Origin of the sequence: Streptomyces sp. AM8-1-1 (assembly GCF_032229325.1) — a bacterium.
In the GTDB taxonomy this organism is placed as follows: Bacteria; Actinomycetota; Actinomycetes; order Streptomycetales; family Streptomycetaceae; genus Streptomyces; species Streptomyces achmelvichensis.
In genome coordinates, this window is record NZ_CP135086.1 from 8092439 (window position 1) to 8112154 (window position 19716).

Sequence of the window (19716 nt, forward strand, 5' to 3'; positions counted from 1 at the left end):
AACGTGATCTCCAGCCTACGCTCGCGGCCCGTGAACTGCTCGCTCACCAGCTGACGCAGGCGGCTTCGCTGACCACCCCGACGGGAAACCCGTGTAGGGCGGTCGGCGTCTCCGGTGCCTAAGCGACCGTGAGCACGATCTTGCCCTGGAGATGCCCCTGGGCGGCTCGCTCGTGCGCCGCTCGGGCTTCCGCGAGCGGGAACGTGCTGTCGATCGCGACGCGGATCCTTCCCGCGTCGACCAGGTTGACCAGTTCGGTGAGCTGCGCGCCGCTCGAGCGGACCGTCACGGCCGTGACGGTGACACCCAGCTTCGCGTTCTCCTCGTCGTCGAACTGGCCGAAGTACACGGGGTAGAGGGACCCGCCGCGTTTGAGGGTGCGCAGGAAGCGCCGGCTGTGGGGGCCGCCGACGGCGTCCAGGACCAGGTCGATGTCGCGGACGACCTTTCGGGCCGCTCCTTGGTGTAATCGATGAACTCGTCGGCGCCGAGGTCGCGCAGGAACGTCTCGTGGGCGCCGGAGGCCACGGCGATGACGCGGGCGCCCTGCCACTTGGCCAGCTGGAGGGCGAGGTGTCCCACGCCACCGGCTGCGCCGTTGACGAGCACGGTGGTCCCACTGTCGAGTGCCATCGGGCGGTGCTGGGCCTCCTGGAACGGGGAGGGATAATCGTGCCCGAGCTCGATCAGGAACTGCCACGCGGTCAACCCCGACATCGCCAGGGCAGCGGCGTGCACGTGGTCGATTCCGGCCGGCTTGAGGGCGAGGTCGGACGCCGGCGCGGTGACGTACTCGGCGTACGCACCGCTCTGGAGAACGGTGGGGAAGCGCAGGAGGCCGATCACCTCGTCACCGACCGCGAAGCCGCTGACGTCGGCGGCGACGGCTTCCACGACGCCTGAGACGTCGGTCCCGGGAATCAGAGGGAGCTGGAACGAGGGCCTGAGCTCGGGAGGGATGTCGGGCATTCCCTCACGCGCGTACCAGTCAGGAGGGTTGAGGCCTACCGCGTGCACGCGCACGAGCACCTCACCCGGACCCGGCTCGGGAACCGGCACCTCCTCGAGACGCAGCACCTCAGGGCCGCCGAACCCGTGCAGCCGGATTGCTTTCATGGTCCGCTTGGGCACCGGTCGCTCTCCTGTTTCTCTCACGGGGTAAACTAAATGAATCAATGGTCCGTTTTTCCGGATCACTGATCCGAATATATGGACCACTGATCCGGAAGTCAAGGGGGGCAGATGCGGGCCGATGCGAGGAAGAACCGCGACCACCTGCTCGCGGTAGCGGGTACCGCCATTACCGAGCAGGGCGTCGACGTGGCCATGCGCGACATCGCGCGCAGGGCCGATGTCGGGCTCGCGACGCTGCTGCGTCACTTCCCGACGCGAGAGGCGCTGCTCGACGCCCTGCTCCGCTCGAGCTTCGACGAACTGACGGCGAAGGCGGGTGCGCTCGAGACGTCGGCCTCGCCCGAAGACGCTCTCGTTACGTGGCTGCGCGACTGCGTCGCGTGGACAACCGAGTACCGGGGTGTGACCGTGCTGATGGCAGCCGCCATCGAGGACACCGAATCCGCGCTCCACGCTTCGTGCGTCACCCTGCGCGCAGCCGGTGCGCGGCTCCTCACCCGCGCCCAGGCTGCGGGCTCGGCGCGGAGCGATATCGATGGCACGGACGTGTTCGCCCTGGTGGCCATGCTCGCTTGGCTCGGCGATCAACCCTCGCTCAAGCCGCGTGCTGATCGACTCTTCGATGTCGTCGCGGGCGCGATTCTGACCAGCGCAGGGAACGGCTAGCCGAGGAACGCTCCCCGGCTTGGGGTCCGCCTCGTCTGCGAAACGGTGAATTTCTGCCGCGGCGCTCCCGGGCGCAAGGAGTGCGTGGGGCCCGCGCCGGCGGCAGGGATGCTGCGCGGATCGCGGCCGAACCGCAGTGGCCGGCTGTCGTGCTGACGTTGCCGGGCGCCGCGTGCCGGTGGAGCGGGCTCTCGCCCTGTACGTCCACCAGTTCGCGGTGACGGTCAATCGCGTCCACTCCCCGAGCCGGACGGCCGGCTCGGGGGGATTGCTGCCTCGATGTGGGCGAGTTGGGCGGCGAGGATCTCTTCGAAGGCGGCCTGGCGGTCTGCCCCGAGGGGGCGGACGTCGCGGGCGAAGTGGGCGAGAGCGGGGAAGCGTTCGGGGTCGGCGCCGAGTACGGCGACGCGGAACAGCTCCTGGCCCTGTTCGTACTCCTCCGGGGTGATCGTGCTGACCCCGGCCTCGGAGGCGATCAACGCGGCGATGAGGACGGCGATCCGGTGGTAGCGGGCTGGAATTTCCTCGTCGGGCAGTCCGGATGCTCGCAGGGCCTGCAGTACTTCTTCCATGACCAGCCGGGAACCGGTGCCGCTCGACGCGTAGCGACCCCAGACCGCGGCGAGCTGGGGCTGCTGACCGAAGGCCTCTCTCACGCGCAGGGCCAGGGCCGTGATGCGCTGCTTCCAGTCGCCCTCGGGGCGGTGCCCGTCCATGGCGGCCAGGAGGATCCGGTCGGCCACCGCGGAGGCCGAGCTCGAGTACATGTTCCTGCCGGAGACGTGGGGATGCGGGTATGCCGCCGAGGCGTGCGCAGCGGTGCTCGACTGGGTCGCCGACGTACTCCCCGGCGAGCCGGTGGTGCTCTGCACCCAGACCGTCAACGACCGTTCGATGCGCCTCGCGGCGAAGCTGGGGTTCACCGAGGTCGAGCGGTTCGAGGAGTACGGCGCCGAGCAGTGGTTGGGCGTGTGGTCCCCGGCCACGCCTTCCGGTTGAGCCGACTCGCTGCTTCGGCTCGCAACGCCCGTCACGACCCCGCCCGACCGCCGTCGGGCGGGGCGTGTCACCCAAGAAGCCGACGCGACAGGAACGTCGTCACCCGACCGTCCGATGACCTACCGGCCGGCACGGCGAGCCGGAAGGGCCACCGGACCGGCCGCGCCTCACTCGTCCGTCGTCCTACCCGGGAGCGTCCCGGTCCTGGCGACATCGGCGTACCACCGGGCGCTTGCCTTCGGAATGCGCTTGCCCGTCGCGTAGTCGACGTAGACCGCGCCGAAGCGCTTGCTGTAGCCGTAGCCCCACTCGAAGTTGTCGAGCAGCGACCACAGGAAGTAGCCGCGGACGTCCACGCCCGACTCGATCGCGCTGTGCACGGCGGCCAAGTGCCCGTGCAGGTAGGCGATCCGGTCAGGGTCGAGGACCTCTCCGGCGGGGTCGACATAGTCGTCGAAGGCCGCGCCGTTCTCGGTGATCACCAGGGGAAGCCTCGGGAACTCCGCTCCGACGCGAAGCAGCAGATCGGTCAGGCCACTCGGGTCGACCGCCCACCCCATGGCGGTGGTGGGACCGGGTGGGAGATGGAAGGACACATCATCGGCCCCGGGCCAGGGGCTGTGCGCGCTCTTGCCGTGCCCGTCGGAGCGATGGCTCCCGTCGGCGGCGCCGCCGGAAACCAGCGTGGGCGTGTAGTAGTTGACGCCCAGGAAGTCGAGCGGCTGGTGGATCTCCGCCGTATCGCCCTCGCGTACGAAGGACCAGTCGGTGAGCCGGGCCGTGTCCCGGAACAGCTCGGCGGGGTAACTGCCGTCGAGCATGGGGCCGGTGAACACGCCGTTGGCCAATGTGTCGATGCGGCGGGCGGCATCGACGTCCTCGGCACCCTCGGTGAGAGGGCGTACATGGTGGAGGTTGAGGGTGACGGCGATGCGCGCATCTCCGGGGAGGTTCGCGCGCAGCGCCTGGACGGCCCTGCCGTGGCCGAGGTTGAGGTGATGGGCCGCTCGCAGCGCGGCGACGGGATCGGTGCGGCCGGGGGCGTGCACCCCCGAGGCGTACCCGAGGAAGGCGCTGCACCAGGGCTCGTTGAGGGTGGTCCAGGTACGCACCTTGTCACCGAGAGCCTCGGCGGCGAGAGCCGCGTACTCGGCGAACCGCTCGGCCGTGGCGCGTTCCGGCCAGCCTCCGGCGTCCTCGAGTTCCTGGGGCAGATCCCAGTGGTAGAGGGTGGCGAGGGGTTCGATGCCATGGTTCAGCAGTTCGTCCGTGAGCCGTCGGTAGAAGTCCAGACCCTTCTGGACGGCGGGGCCCCGTCCGGTGGGCTGGATGCGGGGCCAAGCCAGCGAGAACCGGTAGGCGTTCACACCGAGATCGGCCATGATCGCGACGTCCTCACGCCAGCGGTGGTAGTGGTCGGTGGCGATGTCGCCGGTGTCACCGTTGCGGACCTTGCCAGGGGTGCGGGAGTAGGTGTCCCAGATGGAGGGGGTGCGGCCGTCCAGGCCGGCGGCGCCTTCGATCTGGTACGCGGCGGTCGCCGTTCCCCAGGTGAATCCCTGGGGGAAGATGCGGTCCTCGTCGCTTCGGGAAGTGGGCGAGAGGTGTCGGGCAGCGGTGTCCACAAGGGTCCTTCCAGGAGAGCGGTCGTTCAGGTGCGCGGGATCGGTGAAAGGGGCGGGCGCACTCAGCCCTTGACCGCTCCCTGCATGATGCCGCCGACGATCTGGCGACCGAAGACGATGAACATCGCCAGCAGGGGGAGCGTGCCGAGCAGGGCGCCGGCCATGATGAGTGACTGGTCGCGGACGTAACCCGCGCTGAGCTGGGTGAGCGCGACGGGAACCGTCGGATTGCTCATGTCGAGCACGATGAACGGCCAGAAGAAGTCGTTCCACGCGTGCACGAACGTGATCATGAAGAGCACCGCCATCGCCGGCCTGGCAACCGGCAGAACGATGCTCCAGAAGATCCGGAGTGAGTGCGCGCCGTCCACCCGGCCCGCCTCGACGAGTTCGTCCGGCAGTGCTTCGGCGAGGTACTGGCGCATGAAGAACACGCCGACGGCGCTGACGAGCGTGGGGAAGATGACCGCGGGCAGCCGCTGCCCCCAGCCGAGATCGCTCATCATCATGAACAGGGGCACGACGCCGAGTTGGGGCGGCACCATCATCGTCCCGATGACGAGCATGAGCAGGATGTTGCGCCCCTTGAAACGCAGTTTGGCGAAGGCGAAGCCGGCCAGAGTCGCGAACAGGACTGTCGACAGGGCGATGACGCCCGCGACGATGAAGCTGTTCAGCATGGCTTTGCCGAGCGCGGCGTCCTGCCACGCCTTGCCGAGGTTCTCCAGGAGGTGCGGTCCTGGCAGGAACGGCGGCGGGGACTGGGTGACCCGGGTGTTGTCGCTCGAAGCCGCCACCATCGTCCAGTAGAGAGGAAAGAGCGATACGAGGGCGGCGATGCCGAGCAGGAGGTAGGTGACAGGCCCCGCGTGGTGCTGGCGTCCGGCCTTGGGTGCGAGCAGGCGCCGTCGCGGTCGTGAAGCGGCGGGGAGGGGGTGCGGGCGTACGTCCGGGTGGGCCCGGAAGCTCTGGGTGGTCATGGCTGGGTGCTCCTGGTCAGGCCCTGCGGGACGCGATGCGCTTGACGACGCGCTGGATGACGAAGATGAGGGTCAGCACCAGGAACATCGCCCAGGCGACGGTCGCCGCACGCCCCATCTGGTAGTTCTTCCAGCCCTCCTCGTAGAGGAGCAGGCCGAGGGTCTGGTACTGGTTGTCGGCTCCGCCGGTGATGCCGTTCGGGCCCTGGCCGAAGATGAGCGGCTCACCGAAGAGCTGGGTGGCGCCGATGGTGGAGAGCACGATGGTGAAGATGACGGTGGAGCGGATCCCGGGAATGGTCACCTTGAGGAACTGCTGCCAGCGGGAGGCGCCGTCGATGGCCGCCGCCTCGTAACGCTCGCGCGGCACGGCCTGCATCGCCGCGAGATACAGGAGTGCGTTGTAGCCCGTCCAGCGCCAGATCACGATGGTGGAGATGGCCGTCTGGGCGGCCCACTTGTTGTTCTCCCAGTCGATGTTGTCGATCCCCACCACGCTCAGCAGCCAGTTGATCATGCCGAAGTCGCGTTCGAAGAGCATGGTGAAGACAAGCGCTGCGGCGCCCACCGAGGTGGCGTAGGGCGTCAGGGCCGCCACACGGAAGAACGTGGAGCCACGCAGCCGGTAGTTGAGCAGATGCGCCAGGCCCAGGGCCATCAGGAGCTGGGGCACCGTGGAGATGACGCCGATGGTGAAGGTGTTGAACAGCGCGTTCCAGAAGCGCTCGTCCTCCCACAGAGCGACGTAGTTGTCGAACGCCACCCACTCCATCAGGTCCAATGAGGCCAGTTCGACCCGGTGGAGGGAGATCCAGCCCGTGTAGACGAGGGGGTAGAAGCTGAAGGCCGCGAACACGGCGAAGAAGGGTGCGATGAAGGCGTAGGGCGCGCCCCGCAGGTCGAGCCGGTGCAGCAGCATGCTGCGGCGCGGCCGGTCGCGATCGTGACGGATTCGAGGGTCGGGGGAGATGCTGTTCGAACTCTGAGGGCTGGGGGCGGGCTCGTCGGCCGGCGCGGTCGGGGTGGAAGTGGCCACCGGGGATCCTTACGTGGGACGGGACGGACCGGGGCCCGGCGACCACAGGGGGTGTGGCCGCCGGGGCGGGGTCAGGTCATCCGGCGGCCTTCTTGATGCGCTCGTCGGTGGTCTTCCACGCCTTGTCGGGGCTCTGGTTCTGCGCCTCGATCAGCGTCAGGCCCTGCGAGAAGATGTCCTTGATAGTGCCGTCCTTACGGCCGAGGATCTGCTCGTCGGGGATCTCCTCGGCGGCGGCGCCGAAGATCTTGCCGATCGGCGCTTCGCTGAAGTACTCGGACGTCGCGTTCGCGACCTGGGGTGCGGACAGCGCCTGTTGCGAGGAGGGGAAGTTGCCGATCTTCTCGAAGACATGGGCCTGCTGTTCCGGTGCCGTGAGCCAGGCGACCAGCTTCTTCGCCTCTTCCTTCACCGGGCTCTTGTCCATGACGCCGAGGAACGAGCCGCCCCAGTTGGCGCCCTTCGGGGCTTTCGCGACGTCCCACTTGCCCTTGTTCTTCGGGCCCGCCTTCTCGCTGATGTGGCCGAGCATCCAGGCGGGGCACACGGTGGTGGCGAAGGTGCTGTTGGCGAGGGCCGGATCCCAACCGGGCTGGAACTGCCGGAGCTTGGCGGTGAGTCCCGAGGTGGCCGCCTGCGAGGCCAGTGTCCACGCATCGGTGACGGCGGGGTTGTCCTGGTAGACGAGCTTGCCGTCCTTGTCGTAGAACTGCTGGGAGTTGCCGTAGATCATGGCGTTGAACAGGCCGCTGGAGCTGTCCATGAAGGCGACCTTGCCGCCCTTGAATCCGGCCTTGAAGGTCTTTCCGGCCGCCACGTACTTCGACCAGTCGCCCTCCCACAGCTCGGCGACCTTCTCGCGGTCGGTGGGCAGGCCCGCCTGCTGGAACAGGTCCTTGCGGTAGCAGACGGCCATCGGGCCGATGTCCGTGCCGAGCCCGATGACCTTGTCGTCCTTGGTGGTGACCTGGCTCAGCTTCCAGGGCAGGAAGTGGTCGACACCGGCGACGTCCCCCAGGTCGACGAACTTGGCGGCCTGGGTGTCGACGAGCTCCTTGGCCCGGCCGATCTCTATGCCCTGGATGTCTTTGAGGCCGCTGCCCGCCGCGAGATGGGTCTGTAGGGCGGTGTAGTACGTCTGCTCGTCGCCGGCCACCTCGGCCTTGATGGTGACGTTCGGGTGCTCCTTCATGTACCGGTCGAGTAGCCCCGTCTCCTTGTAGCCCATGACGCCGAACAGGCCCATGGTGATGGTGACCTTGCCGTCCTTGACGCCTCCGCCGGTTCCGCCCGTGTCGCTGCCTCCGCAGGCAGCGACCAGTCCGAGTGCGGCCACGGCCGCGACAGCGGCTACGCCTCTTGTACGCAGCAGTTTCTGAGCCCTGCTCATTTCGCCCTCCCAGCGGCGGCACCGACGTCGGAGCACCAGCGTGTCGGTCCTGCCTGTGCGGCTCGATCATCGAGTGGGAACGTTCCCAATGGTCGGTGGGAACGTTCCCACCGGGTTGCGCGAAGCCTGACCGCCCTGCGGTCGCTGTGTCAAGAACTTGAATCGACTCTGTTGCCGGCAGGTGTCGCGGCCCACTCTTCGTGGAAACGTCGGGGCCGCTGATCCTTCTGGCACAATGCGCTGGTGAACGGCGTGCCGATGCCGACCCACGAGGAGGGGCCATGGGGGAAAAGCGGCGACCGACCATCAAAACCGTGGCCGCACGTGCCGGGGTCGGACGCACCACCGTCTCGCGGGTCATCAACGGCTCGTCCCTCGTCAGCGACGAGGCCAAGGCCGCCGTTCTGGACGCCATCGCCGAACTCGGCTACGTACCCAACTCGGTGGCACGTGGCCTGGTGACCAGCAGGACCAACTCCATCGCGCTGGTGATTCCCGAGTCGGAGAGCCGGCTCGGCTCGGAGCCGTACTTCGCCGCCGTCATCCGGGGGGTGAGCACCGGCCTCGCCGACACACGGACCCAGCTCCAACTGGTGCTCGTACGCGACAAAGGCGAGCGAGACCAGCTCACCGACTCCGTCGCGGAGCGGCGCGTGGACGGAGTGCTGCTCGTCTCGGTGCACGAGCACGACCCGCTGCCGAGCCTCCTCGAAGCCCTCGGGCTGCCCACCGTCCTCGCCGGTCGGCGCTCCGCTGCCGAGTCCCTGAGCCACGCCTACTCCGACAACCTCGGCGGCGCCGCGGTGGCGGTCCGGCACCTGCTGGCCCGCGGCCGGGCCGCGATCGCGACCATCGCGGGGCCGCTGGACATGGACGTCGGCCGCGCGCGGCTCCAGGGCTGGCGAGAGGCCCTGGCGGAAGTCGGCCGCGGCGCGGACGAACGCCTGGTCGCCACAGCCGACTTCACCGAAGAGGGCGGACGTTGGGCCATGCGTTCGCTTCTTGAACGGGCACCCGAACTCGACGCCGTCTTCGTCGCCTCGGACGTGATGGCTGCGGGGGCGATGCTGGAACTGCACAGCCAGGGGCGACGCATCCCGGACGACGTGGCCGTGGTCGGCTTCGACGACTCCTTCATCGCCCGCCACACCGATCCTCCGCTGACGAGCGTGCGCCAGCCGGTCGAGGAGATCGGGTCCACCATCGCCCGCATCCTGCTCGCCGAGATCGCCGACGCCGACGCGCCCCGTCAGCAGATCATGCTTCCCACCGAACTCGTCGTCCGCAGCTCGTCCTGACGGAGTGCGAGAAGCGCGGGGCCGGGGGGTCGGCTTTCGCGAGTGCGAAGGGGTGTGTCCTCCCGGTTGCGGTCAGGCGGGGTTTCTTCGTGGCCCCGAGCGCACCGGCACTGCCGCGTTTGTCCGACCGTCTGCTGTTCCGGACTGTTCAGCACACCGAGGCCGCGCCGACGGCCGCCTCGGGTGAGCGTGTGCAACGGCGTTCACACGTCTGTGGGGGTTGCTCGTCAGGGCCGGCGCGGCCCGGTGAGTGCCGCCTCGAGTGCCTCGCCCGTCATCTCGATCACGATGGCATCGTCTCGCATGCCTGCCGGAAGGTGGGCGTACTCTTCGGCCCGGCACACGACTTCAGCCGTACTCGGGTCGAGGACGACCGCACCCAGCCGGGAGGTCAGCTCCGCGACGATGCCGAACACGGCGCCGGCATGCGGGCGTTCCACCGCGAGGCAGTGCTCATCGGCGAAAATCTCGGCTTCACTGCCGTCCGAAGCGCGGATCCAGAATGCGAGGGCCCCGTTCTCGCCCTCCGTGAACTGCGGATCCCCGACATCGTGCGGCTCCAGAACCGACCGTACCAACGCCATATCCAGTGGCACGGGCGCCTCCCCGCCGCCAACGAACTTGTAGATCACCGGACTCCAACCCACAACGACTCCTCTGCCTCTGCCGGCATCGGACCCGCGCGACCGCGCCGGTTCGGTCGGCACCGAATTCACCGACGGCGATCCCGGTTGTTGACACCCCCGGCCCTGAACCCCCGGTCTCGGAGTGGGGGTTCAGGTGCACCAGCGGGTCGGACGTACGGCCAAGAGCCGCACGTCCAGGTGCCCCGCTCGGCCGCGACGGCTCAGCGAAGCAACGCTCCACGCAGCGTGATGCCGTGCCGTGTGCGCAGCCGCCGCAACTCCCACATCGCCACGGCGGTGACGGACAGCGGAGCTCCCAGGATGAAGGCCAACCACACTCCGAACGGCACACCGTCGTACGCGCCCCGAAATGCGTCGAAGAGGGAGACTTCCCACACGAGCAGCGTCGCGAGCAGCGGCGGAACCGTCTCGTGGAGGTCTGCTGTCCGAAAGACGTGCACGAGCGACTGCGCGATGCCGTAGAGACCGAAAGGGGCGAGCCACAGCATGAACGCGCCCAGGGCCAACAGCAGTACTACGCGCCCTGCCGACGCCGTCCAGTTCGTCTCCTCGTTCACGTAGCCCAGCCCGGTGATGAGTCTCGGCACGGCGAGCGTGACGAACAGCGCGAGCAGCGCCCCGGCGGGCTTGGCAACGCGGCGCAGAAATAGGCCCCGGTTGGGTGGGCGGGCCGCAGCGATGAAGACGGCGACGGCGACCGGGAAGGTCACCGCCAGAACGATGAGGGTCGTACGGATCTGGCCGAAGCGGTCGTCCACCACGGCATCGGCGTCCGACGCCAGCCCGTAGGACAGGAGCATCCACGTGACGGCGACCAGACCGATGATCGTCCGCAGGACCTGCACCCTCTTCACCGCCGGGTCGTGCACGCGGTCCGGCCGGGACGGCGTGAACACCGCACGCCCCACAGCGATCGGATTGAAGAGACGCCCGAAGGTCAGCCGGCGCGCCGGCAACGGCGGCAGCGGACCCGCCGGTGGCACGGGCGGCCCTGGTTGCGTCGGTCGCCCTCCTCCGTAGGGATTCCACGGCGCCCCTGCCCCGCCCCCGCTTCCACTCATCCCCGTGTCCTTCCTGTCACCGCGCCGAGAGGTCTCCAGGAGAATACGCAGATCTCAGCGAGTGAGGCAGCGCGACGTAGCCGCGGACATGGCTGCTGTCGGCTTGACGGTGGGTGACGGTGTACGCGTCCAAGGTGCCGGCGAAAGGCGCGGCATCGGCACGCAGTTGTACGGAGTCCCACCCGACCTGCTGTACTGCGGGACGTCGCCGCATCAACCACTCCGACGCCATGAGGCCGTTGCCATCGGCGACGACGAACTCGCCGCCGGCCATGAAACGACAGTGCTGGTCACAGCCCTCAACGAGCAGCCGTGACCGGCACTGTTGCCATGGACCCTAGACGGGGGAGTCGAGCGGGTTGGCGGCCATTCTCTCGGCGAGTCCCGATCGCACGGCTCCCGCTGCGGAGCTGTCGGGTTTGCGTGCGGCCTGGTCCTGGAAGCACGACAGGAACTGCTCCGAGAGGTCCAGCCTCGGGTAGCGCTCCAGCACCTCGGCCCGGAAGGCGGCCGGGTAGTCGTCCGCCTCCCTGCCGACGACCTCGGTGGCGGTGGCGCGGGCCAGCAGGTGTCCCTCGGGGTCCGTGGACACCTCCACCTGCGGCCACATATGGCGGCCGATGACGTCCGCCAGGTGCTCGCGGCGCTGGGCCGGCCATCCGGCGCCGGCCGCGAAGACCTGGGCGACGTGGCCGCCTGCCTCCTCGAACGCGACGGTGTGGCTGTCGAATGCCGGCACCAGTCCGATGTCGTGGAAGAGCGCCGCTACGTAGAGGAGTTCGGGGTCGAAGGCAATGTCCTCCGCCGCGCCGCGAGCGGCCGCCCACACGTAGGCACGCAGTGAGTGGTTGAGCAGTGCGGGGGAGTGGTAGGCGGCCGCCACCTCCAGGGCAGCGGCTGCCGTCACGCTGTCGGGCAGGGGGAGAGTGTCGAGCGACATACGGGTCACTGTGAGCCTGCCTCCGTCGAACTGTCCGACACGATACGGATGATGGTCCTGCCGGCCCTGCCGCGCCCGGGCTCGAAAGCCGAGGGTGTCTCGGCGAGCGAACGTACCTCCCCAACAATCGGCGTGAGTCGCCCGTCCCGCAGCCGCTGCGCGAGATCGGTGAGCCGAGCCCGGTCGGGTTCGACGACGAAGAAGACGGCCCGTCCGTCCTCGGGCTTGACGGTGGGCGGGGCGGCAACGGTGACGAGGGTGCCACCGGCCCGCACGAGGGCGGCCGAGCGGTCGAGGATCTCACCGCCGATGACGTCGAAGAGAACGTCGACTTTTCCGGTGTCCTCCAGCCGGTCCGCCTGGAGGTCCACGAAGACGTCGGCGCCCAGACCGAGAGCGACGTCCCGGTCGGCGGACCGTCCGGTGGCGATGACCCGCGCTCCCACCTCGCGTGCGAGTTGGACCGCGATCGACCCGACGCTGCCGGCGGCACCGTGGATCAGGACCGTCTGCCCCGCCGTGAGACGCCCGTGGTCGAACAGACCTTGCCATGCGGTCAACCCCGGGATCGGCAGCGCCGCGGCCACGGTGTGGTCGATGTCCGAGGGAAGCGGGGCCAGGTTGCGAGCCTCCACCGCGGTGTACTCGGCCAGCGATCCGTCACGGGTCCAGTCGGCCAGTCCGAAGACGCGCTGGCCGACAGTGAGACCGGTGGTGCCGTACCCCAGTTCGGCCACCACTCCCGAGAGCTCGTGACCGGGCACACTCGGAGTCCGGTCGCGGCCGGCGCGGTCGGTCCAGGTCCCCGGCCAGGTGAGTTCCCCGCGGGTGAAGCCGGCGGCGTGCACGCGCACGATGACGTCGTTCTCGGCAGCGTGGGGATAGGGCAGTTCCGTCAGGGCGAGTCCACGGGCACCGGCTTCACGGTCGCGGACGGTGATGGCTTGCATAGGTCCTCTGAAGAGCGAGCAGCGGCGATCATGCACACAGATGCCCGCTCGGGTCGGCCGGGCACGTGGTGTGTTGCGATCTCGACCGTATGCTTCAGTGACTCCATCCGGGTGGGCCACTTCCGAGGCGATGGGATGAGCCACTTTCGCGTCCTGACGTCCGCTCCGGCCATGTGCCGCCCCGTAGATACTGACCGCCATGGAAGACGTTGCCGCGAGGGGGAACGGGATGATTTCTGAGCCGGAGGTGGCCGGGGACTTCGGTGGGGCCGAGCCCCCTGAGGTGATCGGCGATGTCGACCATGAGGCGATCGGAAGACGTGGACCGCGGACGCCGTGGGTGTGGGGGCTGGGAGGGATGGTCGTGGCATCGGTCCTGTGGGCGATGGCGTTGCCCCTGCTCGGGGTACCTGACCGGAAGCCGGACATGCGGGGGTACGAGCTGGATGGAGACCTCTGTCGCTCCCTGCAACTGCGGGCGATCGGCGGGGCGATCGCTCCGAGAGAGCCCACGCCCCTGGCCGACTCGGGCCTGTTGAAGGATCCGGCACTCGACCAGATCCAGTGCCTCATTTCTCTTGGATCGCCGACGAACGGGGAAAAGGGTGGAGATGGGTGGTCCATCGGCCACACCGTCGGACTCGAAGTGGCGCTGCACAAGAAGGCTGACCCTGCCGTTGAATTCGAAGCGCGGCGACGAGTCACTGATGTGGGCGTTGTTCCTGAAGAACTGGTGGAGACAGTTCCGGACCTCGGCGACAAGGCGTATCTGGTGACTCCGGATGCCGGAAGTTCAGAGCTGAGGGTGATGGAGGGAGGAGCGATCCTCTCGCTGCGCCTCTCTGCCTCCACGCAGTACCAGAGTGCCGATGACGACAATGAGGTCGTCGGTGAGGGGCCGGGCGTCCCCGATGTGTCGCAGTACCGGTCGGCCTTGATCGGCGACATGCGTGACCTGATGTCGAGGCTCAAGCAATGAGGTCGATCGTAGAACCGCTGCGAGCACGTACCGGTGTCTGCTGTTCTGCCTCCTCGTAGCGGGCTGGCCATGAGGTACCGCCACCAGTGCTGCGGAGTGGGGCCGGCGGCTCGCGGGCCGGTGACCAGGCGTCAGCGGCTGAAGGTTCCCAGTCCGTTGGCGTCGAGATGCTCGATGGTGACACTCTCTGCCTTGCCGGAGCGCAGATGGAAAGTGACGCCGGACAGTCCGACGGCGTTCTCGCCCTGCGTCTGGTAGCTGAAGGTGTCACCCGTGTAGTGCCGCAGCTTGAACGACATCTCTTGCGGGCCCAGTGTCATGGTCAGGTTGCCGCTGTTGTCCCCGGTGACGGTGGCCGGCCCGTAGTAGTCGTTCGCATAGGTGCCTGTGTAGGCGTCCTCGGCTTTGGCCGGTGTGGCGTTGGCAGGCGGCTTGGCGTAATTCGTGGGGGAGGCGCCTGTGTAGGCGGCGGCCTGCACCACTTTCCTGTAGAAGGGGAGCCAGTCGACGGTCTGCCGCCCATTGCGTGCGATGTCGAGGAACGCTGCGGCTACCGCCTCTGGTACGCCGATGGGTTGCCCGTTCGTCAGTACCACGATGCCGAGCCGTTCGCTGGGCAGCAGGGTGACCTCAGTGGCTGCGCCCAGGTCGAAGGCGCCGGAATGACTCAGTCGCAGCCCTCCGGCACCTTCGTAGCCGACATTCCAGCCCAGCCCGTAGAGGCCTGGTGCACCTGCCGGGGCAAGCGGGGCCATGGAGACGGAGTGCGGGATACGGGTCTGATCCAGGGCCGCCGAGTCGACCAGTCGCTTCCCGTCGAACTGACCGTTGGCCAGTTGCAGGCGCATCCACTTGGCAAGGTCGTCGACGGTCGAACTTGCGCCGCCCGCAGGCGCCTGTCGGTCGGCGTTCTCCGTGGTGGAGGGCTTCCAGCGGCCGTTCACCACGACGTGTGCCGATGCCTTGTCGGCGGCCTTGTCGTAGTCGGCACGCTGGTAGCTGGAGTTCTCCATCCCCAAGGGCTCGAACAGCGCATCGGCTGCCAGCTGCGGCCAGCTGGTCTTCGCTGCGGCGGCCACCGCTTCCCCTGCCTCGGTCAGGCCGTAGTTGGTGTAGGCGTAGCTCGCGCGGAACGGGGTCAGCGGCTCCAGCCGCAGATGCCGCAGGATGTAGTCGCGCTGGTAGCCAAGATCTTCCAGCAGGTCGCCGGCATGGTCGGGCAGTCCGCTGCGGTGCGAGAACAGGTCCGCGATTGTCACGTTCGCGCTCACGTACGGGTTCTTGAGGGCGAAGCCCGGATCATGGGAGACCACCGGGTCGTCCCAGCCGACGACTTTTCGCCCCACGGTGCCGGCGACGACGGTGGACGACAGGGGCTTGGACAACGAAGCCAACTGAAACACCGTCTTGGGATTGACCGTGGCGCTTTTGCCCAGCTGACGGACCCCGAAGCCCTTCGCGTACACGACCTTGTCCCGGTAGACGACCCCTACGGCGACCCCCGGCACCCCGGTCTGCCGCATCGCGTTCTCCACCAGGCCGTCGAGTCGGCTCACCGCGGCCTCCACCTGCGCCTGCGTCAACTGGGGCGGCGGCTGCTTCGGCGGCTCGGGGGCGAGCGACGGGCCGGCGGACGGACTGCCGCTTGCGCTGCCCATGGCGACGCATCCCGGTAGGACAATCGCGAGCACACCGAGGCACACCACTGCCGCGCCCACCCGGGCTTGCCGGTGCAGCGCTCTCCTGCGACTCCGTATGGCCATGCTCCGCTCCTTCATCCGATGGCCTCGGATGCCTCGGAGGGGGCGCGATGTCACCGTCGACCTCCGAGGACACACCAGCGCCCGTTCCATACTCGCCACGGCAGCGGACCATTGCACTCGGGCGTCGCCAAGTGGGTGAGAGGCGGAAACCCGCAGGCGGGCCTGGCTCAGCAGGGTGGGGGAGGGCAGCGGCCGCGCATGGGCCAGTGGCCTCAGGCACCCGACATCGTGGAGTGGGGCGTCCCGGAGGGCCCGCCGGGGAGACGTCGGTTCCTGTCGGTCATGACGAGTTCGGGGCGAGCCTTCCGACGCGGCCGAGCCGGCGCTGGATGTGTGGTGGCGTACCCCGAGGGGGCGGGCCCGCCGGCAGACGGGTCCGCTACCTCCGGAGCCGCGGTGTGCGCCGCGCCGGTCGGCGGCGCTCGGTCAGATGCGCTCGGTCAGATGCGGTCGGCCGCGATCAAGAGGTACTGGAAGGAGCCGTCCTTGTAGGAGTTGATGAACGCCTCTTCGATGCCGGTGACCAGCCGCGACGTGGCCCGCAGTTCCCAGTAGGGCAGGGTCGCTGGGGTCAGATCGATGACGGCCTGCGGTACGAGGCGGTTGTCCGCCATCGCGCGCAGGTACTCCCGGCGGGAGTGGATGTTGCACTCGAAGTGCGCGTTGATCTGGGACACCCACTTGGAGGGCTGGCCGTATCGGGGGTTCCAGCAGCCGGTGATGGTCACGTAGCGGCCGCCCACCTCCAGGACGCGGGAGTGTTCGGCGAAGAGGTCGTGCAGGTCGACGTACATGCTGGACTCGTTGTTCCAGGAGGCAGCGGCCCGGCCGGTCTCGAACGGCGTGTTGAGCATGTTGCAGACACGGGCGTGGACATGGTCTTCGATGCCGAGTTCTCGTGCGCGCCGGTTGGCGAATTCAGCCTGCTTCGCGGACAGGGTGACGCCTTCGACCTTGCATCCGAAGCGCTGGTGGGCCATGACCATCGAGCCGCCGCGGCCGCAGCCGGCGTCCATGAGGGTGTCGTCGCGCCCGATGGCGCCGAGGTGGTCGAGGAGGAGTTCGGCCTGCGCCGATTCCAGCCGGTGGAGCTCCGCGATCAGCCTCTTCTCGTACGCACTGTCATCGGCGTCGCCGAGGGCACCGTGGTCGACGTCACCGATGCCGTAGTGGTGGTGGTAGAGACCGTCGACATCGCCGAGGCGCAGGTTCACCGGCCTGGCCTCATGGTCCCAGTAGCGGGCGATGTCTCCCTGGTAGGGAGTCGTCGGGGCCGGGATGAACGCGGAGGGTCCGGTGGGGGCCTCGGTGGTGGTGAGTTCGGCGTTCGTCATGTCAATCCATCCTTACCAGAAGTCGGGCAGGCTGTAGCGGTAGGTGTTGGTCTGGTGCCAGTAGTGGTTGCCGTCGACCCATGCGGCGACTCCCCGCAGGAAGCGCTGGACACCTGGGACGGGGCAGGCCGCGGAGAGAGCGGCGGCCTCGTCCTCGAAGGCGTGCATCAGGTCGTTGTGGACCTCCACCGCCTTGAGGTACGCGTCCTGTTCCGACGCGCCTTCGCGTTCGGCGATCACCACCGGCAGGTTCAAGTGCTTTCCGGGGGCGGCGAGTTCCTTGGTGTAGGAGTACAGGTCGTTGACGATGGTGGTGGCGTTCCCGGCGAGCGCGATCACGCGCTGCATGGCGGGCTGCGCGTGGAGGTCCGCCGGCAGCTCGTAGCCGCCGACCGTGTCCGTGATGGTGGGGCAGGGGCGGAAGTTGTTGAACTGCCGCATCGCCAGGTACTCCCACACCTCGGGCACGTGGTCGGTCTGGCTCCAGGCCGCCTCGGCGAGGTACCCGAGATGCAGGCGTGCCATGTCGTGCCGGTAGCGGTCGGCCTGGGAGGGGGTGGACTGCTGGACGAAGTACTCCATGGCCGAGCGGTATGCACGGCGCGGGGCGTCCGAGTGGAGGGACTGAGCCCACTGTGGCTCGTACTCCTCCGTGGTGTGGAGGTGGTCGAGGGCGGTGTGCGCCAGGAGGAGCCGTCCGCCGAGGCCGATGGGCGAACCACCGTGGTCCTCGCAGTAGCAGTCGTCCACCGCGTTCTCGGCGACCATCAGCCGGGTGGCGATCATCAGGTGGTCGACGGTCGGTGCGTCCGGATGGCAGGCCACCATGTAGCGGCCTACCGAGAAGCCGTCGAACTGGTCCTCCCACTCATCCGGGTACAGGTCGACTTCCTCCAGCGCCCAGGCCTTGATCCGTGCGCTGACTTCCTCCACCCGTGCCGGGTCGGGTTCCGGGACGGGGTGGTGGTAGAGGCCGGGGATCGGGTGGCCCACCACAGGCGCGTCGGGCTCGGGGGATTTCGGCTGACCCTCACGCGGGGTCAGATACAGGCCTGCCGTGCCCAGGCCACTGGGACCGCGCAGAACCCTTGCCAGGGCGGACGGGGCGGACGGGTCAGGCGCCGCGGGTGGGTCAGGTGGGATGGCCGGGACGGGAGAGCAGGCGACTTCGGCGGCAGAGGCCCGTGCGATGTCGACGACGGGGGCCCCGAAGCGGGCCGCAGCGGCAGGCAGGCTCGACTGCACGGTGGAAGGCCCGGGATCGGACATCCAATGCTCCTTGATGAGGCGGGTGACTGTCTCCGGTTCCGGGTGGGCCCGGTCGACCGGGGGTCCGGACCGGGCCTAGGCGCGCCGACGGGCGATCTGCACGTTCTCCAGCACGCCGAGCGCGTCAGGCACCAGGACGGCGGCGGAGTAGTAGGTGGTGACCAGGTAGGAGATGATCGACCGTTCGTCGAGGCCCATGAAGCGCACCGACAGACCGGGCTCGTACTCCTCCGGCAGACCGGTCTGGCGGAGGCCGATGACCCCCTGGTTCTCCTCGCCGGTTCGCATGCAGAGGATGGAGCTGGTGCTCTCCTTGGTGATGGGGATCTTGCCGCACGGCAGAATCGGAACTCCGCGCCAGGCCGGGACCTGCTGTCCGCCGAGATCGACGTGGTCCGGATAGAGCCCGCGTGCGTTGAACTCGCGCCCCATGGCGGCAATCGTCCGAGGGTGGGCGAGGAAGAACTTGGAGCCCCGGCGGCGGCACAACAGCTCGTCGAGGTCGTCCGGAGTGGGCGGCCCTGAATGGGTCTGGATGCGCTGCTTGAAGGAGGCGTTGTGGAGCAGACCGAACTCGCGGTTGTTGATGAGCTCGAATTCCTGCCGCTCGCGCAGCGCTTCGATGGTGAGCCGCAGCTGCTCCTCGGTCTGGTTCATCGGCTCGTTGTAGAGGTCGGCGACCCTGGTGTGGACCCGCAGCACCGTTTGCGCGATGGAGAGTTCGTACTCGCGCGGGTGGGGCTCGTAGTCGACGTAGGTGCCGGGCAGTTCGGGTTCGCCGGTGTGGCCGGCCGACATGGCGATTTCAGCCTCGCCGTGCCGGTTCTGCCGCTGCTGCGGAAGGGCGCTGAATTCGCGTACGTGGGCCTGGAGGCCGGGTGCCGCGGACAGCACGGCGCTGAACTCGGCGCGGGACAGGGTGAGCAGGGTCCCCGCGGTCTCGGCAGTGGCGGTGAAGTCCCATGTGGCTTCAGGGGCCAGGAGGGCGTGGTCACCGAACCGGTCGCCGTCGGCGAGCACGGCGACGGCGATGTCGTCGCCGTACTTGCCCACGGAGGTCTGCCTGATCCTGCCGTGGGCGATGAGGTGGATCTGGTCGGCAGGAGCCCCGCGCTCGGCAAGCACCTCACCGGCGCGGAAGTCGCGCTGGACGCACCGCCCGGCGAGCGCGGTGAGAACCTCGTCGTCCTCGAAGCCGCGCAGCAGGGCCAGTTCCCTCAGCTCGCGCGGGATCACCCGGACGTGTGCGCCGTCCTGTACGAATTCGACACGGCCGTCGCCGACGGTATAGCTGAGCCGGCGGATCACCCGGTAGGTACCACCCTTGGTCTCCACCCAGGGGAGCATCCGCAGCAGCCAGCGGGAGGTGATCTCCTGCATCTGCGGGGCGGACTTGGTCGTGGTGGCGAGGTTGCGGGCGGCCGCCGTGCTGAGACTGGACTGCGGGGGCGGCTCCAGTTCGGCTTCCGGGCTGGTCTCAACGGTCATCGGACGAGGGCTCCTTCGTCAGGGCGGCGACCGGCATGCCTGTGCATTGCCGGTGAAGGGGAAAAGACAGTGAATATGCGGATTCGGTCCGGATCCCGGTAAACCGTAGTGGCCGTTGCACCCCGTCTGACCTGGAAAGCCGTCGGGATTACTTCGA

The 19716-nt window shown here is 68.5% G+C and carries 16 protein-coding genes and 3 pseudogenes; 4 read left to right on the forward strand and 15 right to left on the reverse strand.

Annotated elements, in window-relative coordinates; all coding sequences use genetic code 11:
- Window positions 1–118: 118 nt before the first annotated feature.
- Window positions 119–1116, reverse strand: a pseudogene (locus RPQ07_RS36015) (NADP-dependent oxidoreductase).
- Window positions 1117–1242: 126 nt separating this feature from the next.
- Between RPQ07_RS36015 and RPQ07_RS36020 the strand changes: the two are divergent.
- Window positions 1243–1800 carry a TetR/AcrR family transcriptional regulator gene (locus RPQ07_RS36020; RefSeq protein WP_313948473.1) on the forward strand — a complete coding sequence of 186 codons (558 nt, stop codon included), beginning with the start codon at window positions 1243–1245 and terminating at the stop codon, window positions 1798–1800.
- A 224-nt stretch (window positions 1801–2024) separates the two neighbouring features.
- On the opposite strand, the pseudogene RPQ07_RS36025 reads toward RPQ07_RS36020, so the two are convergent.
- Window positions 2025–2546 (reverse strand): annotated as a pseudogene (locus tag RPQ07_RS36025) (TetR/AcrR family transcriptional regulator C-terminal domain-containing protein); the annotation flags it as partial.
- 1 nt (window position 2547) lies between these two features.
- Between RPQ07_RS36025 and RPQ07_RS36030 the strand changes: the two are divergent.
- Window positions 2548–2799: pseudogene (locus tag RPQ07_RS36030) on the forward strand (GNAT family N-acetyltransferase); the annotation flags it as partial.
- 167 nt (window positions 2800–2966) lie between these two features.
- On the opposite strand, the gene RPQ07_RS36035 reads toward RPQ07_RS36030, so the two are convergent.
- The 4 genes from RPQ07_RS36035 to RPQ07_RS36050 all read right to left on the reverse strand — a co-directional run bounded on the left by RPQ07_RS36035 (window position 2967) and on the right by RPQ07_RS36050 (window position 7830).
- Complete coding sequence (locus tag RPQ07_RS36035) at window positions 2967–4424, reverse strand: GH1 family beta-glucosidase (protein WP_313948474.1); 1458 nt, start codon at window positions 4422–4424, stop codon at window positions 2967–2969.
- Window positions 4425–4486: 62 nt separating this feature from the next.
- Window positions 4487–5404: a carbohydrate ABC transporter permease gene (locus RPQ07_RS36040; RefSeq protein WP_313948475.1), complete on the reverse strand. Its 918-nt coding sequence runs from the start codon at window positions 5402–5404 to the stop codon at window positions 4487–4489.
- 16 nt (window positions 5405–5420) lie between these two features.
- On the reverse strand, window positions 5421–6374 hold the full coding sequence (locus RPQ07_RS36045) for a sugar ABC transporter permease (protein WP_313949135.1): 954 nt from the start codon (window positions 6372–6374) through the stop codon (window positions 5421–5423).
- A gap of 142 nt (window positions 6375–6516) precedes the next feature.
- Complete coding sequence (locus RPQ07_RS36050) at window positions 6517–7830, reverse strand: ABC transporter substrate-binding protein (RefSeq protein WP_313948476.1); 1314 nt, start codon at window positions 7828–7830, stop codon at window positions 6517–6519.
- A gap of 281 nt (window positions 7831–8111) precedes the next feature.
- Here RPQ07_RS36050 and RPQ07_RS36055 point away from each other — a divergent pair, with 281 nt between their 5' ends.
- Entirely contained in the window at window positions 8112–9128 is a 1017-nt protein-coding gene (locus RPQ07_RS36055; protein ID WP_313948477.1) for a LacI family DNA-binding transcriptional regulator, read from the forward strand.
- 227 nt (window positions 9129–9355) lie between these two features.
- On the opposite strand, the gene RPQ07_RS36060 is transcribed toward RPQ07_RS36055, so the two are convergent.
- The 5 genes from RPQ07_RS36060 to RPQ07_RS36080 form a co-directional block, all read right to left on the reverse strand.
- Entirely contained in the window at window positions 9356–9760 is a 405-nt protein-coding gene (locus RPQ07_RS36060) for a hypothetical protein (RefSeq protein ID WP_313948478.1), read from the reverse strand.
- Window positions 9761–9975: 215 nt separating this feature from the next.
- On the reverse strand, window positions 9976–10671 hold the full coding sequence (locus tag RPQ07_RS36065) for a hypothetical protein (protein ID WP_313948479.1): 696 nt from the start codon (window positions 10669–10671) through the stop codon (window positions 9976–9978).
- Between the two features lie 181 nt (window positions 10672–10852).
- Window positions 10853–11110: a hypothetical protein gene (locus tag RPQ07_RS36070; protein ID WP_313948480.1), complete on the reverse strand. Its 258-nt coding sequence runs from the start codon at window positions 11108–11110 to the stop codon at window positions 10853–10855.
- A 63-nt stretch (window positions 11111–11173) separates the two neighbouring features.
- Window positions 11174–11776, reverse strand: coding sequence for an HD domain-containing protein (locus RPQ07_RS36075; protein WP_313948481.1), 603 nt, complete (start codon window positions 11774–11776; stop codon window positions 11174–11176).
- A 5-nt stretch (window positions 11777–11781) separates the two neighbouring features.
- Complete coding sequence (locus RPQ07_RS36080; RefSeq protein ID WP_313948482.1) at window positions 11782–12726, reverse strand: NADP-dependent oxidoreductase; 945 nt, start codon at window positions 12724–12726, stop codon at window positions 11782–11784.
- Between the two features lie 199 nt (window positions 12727–12925).
- Between RPQ07_RS36080 and RPQ07_RS36085 the strand changes: the two genes are divergently transcribed.
- A complete protein-coding gene (locus tag RPQ07_RS36085; protein ID WP_313948483.1) occupies window positions 12926–13705 on the forward strand; it encodes a hypothetical protein in 780 nt (259 codons plus the stop codon).
- 131 nt (window positions 13706–13836) lie between these two features.
- On the opposite strand, the gene RPQ07_RS36090 is transcribed toward RPQ07_RS36085, so the two are convergent.
- From RPQ07_RS36090 to RPQ07_RS36105, 4 genes are all read right to left on the reverse strand, one after another.
- Window positions 13837–15468: a serine hydrolase gene (locus RPQ07_RS36090; RefSeq protein WP_313948484.1), complete on the reverse strand. Its 1632-nt coding sequence runs from the start codon at window positions 15466–15468 to the stop codon at window positions 13837–13839.
- Window positions 15469–15908: 440 nt separating this feature from the next.
- A complete protein-coding gene (locus tag RPQ07_RS36095; protein WP_313948485.1) occupies window positions 15909–16802 on the reverse strand; it encodes a geranyl diphosphate 2-C-methyltransferase in 894 nt (297 codons plus the stop codon).
- Window positions 16803–16814: 12 nt separating this feature from the next.
- The gene (locus RPQ07_RS36100; RefSeq protein WP_313948486.1) at window positions 16815–18071 is read right to left on the reverse strand and encodes a family 2 encapsulin nanocompartment cargo protein terpene cyclase; all 1257 of its coding nucleotides are present in this window, start codon (window positions 18069–18071) and stop codon (window positions 16815–16817) included.
- A 75-nt stretch (window positions 18072–18146) separates the two neighbouring features.
- Window positions 18147–19559, reverse strand: coding sequence for a family 2B encapsulin nanocompartment shell protein (locus RPQ07_RS36105; RefSeq protein WP_313948487.1), 1413 nt, complete (start codon window positions 19557–19559; stop codon window positions 18147–18149).
- Between the last annotated feature and the right edge of the window lie 157 nt (window positions 19560–19716).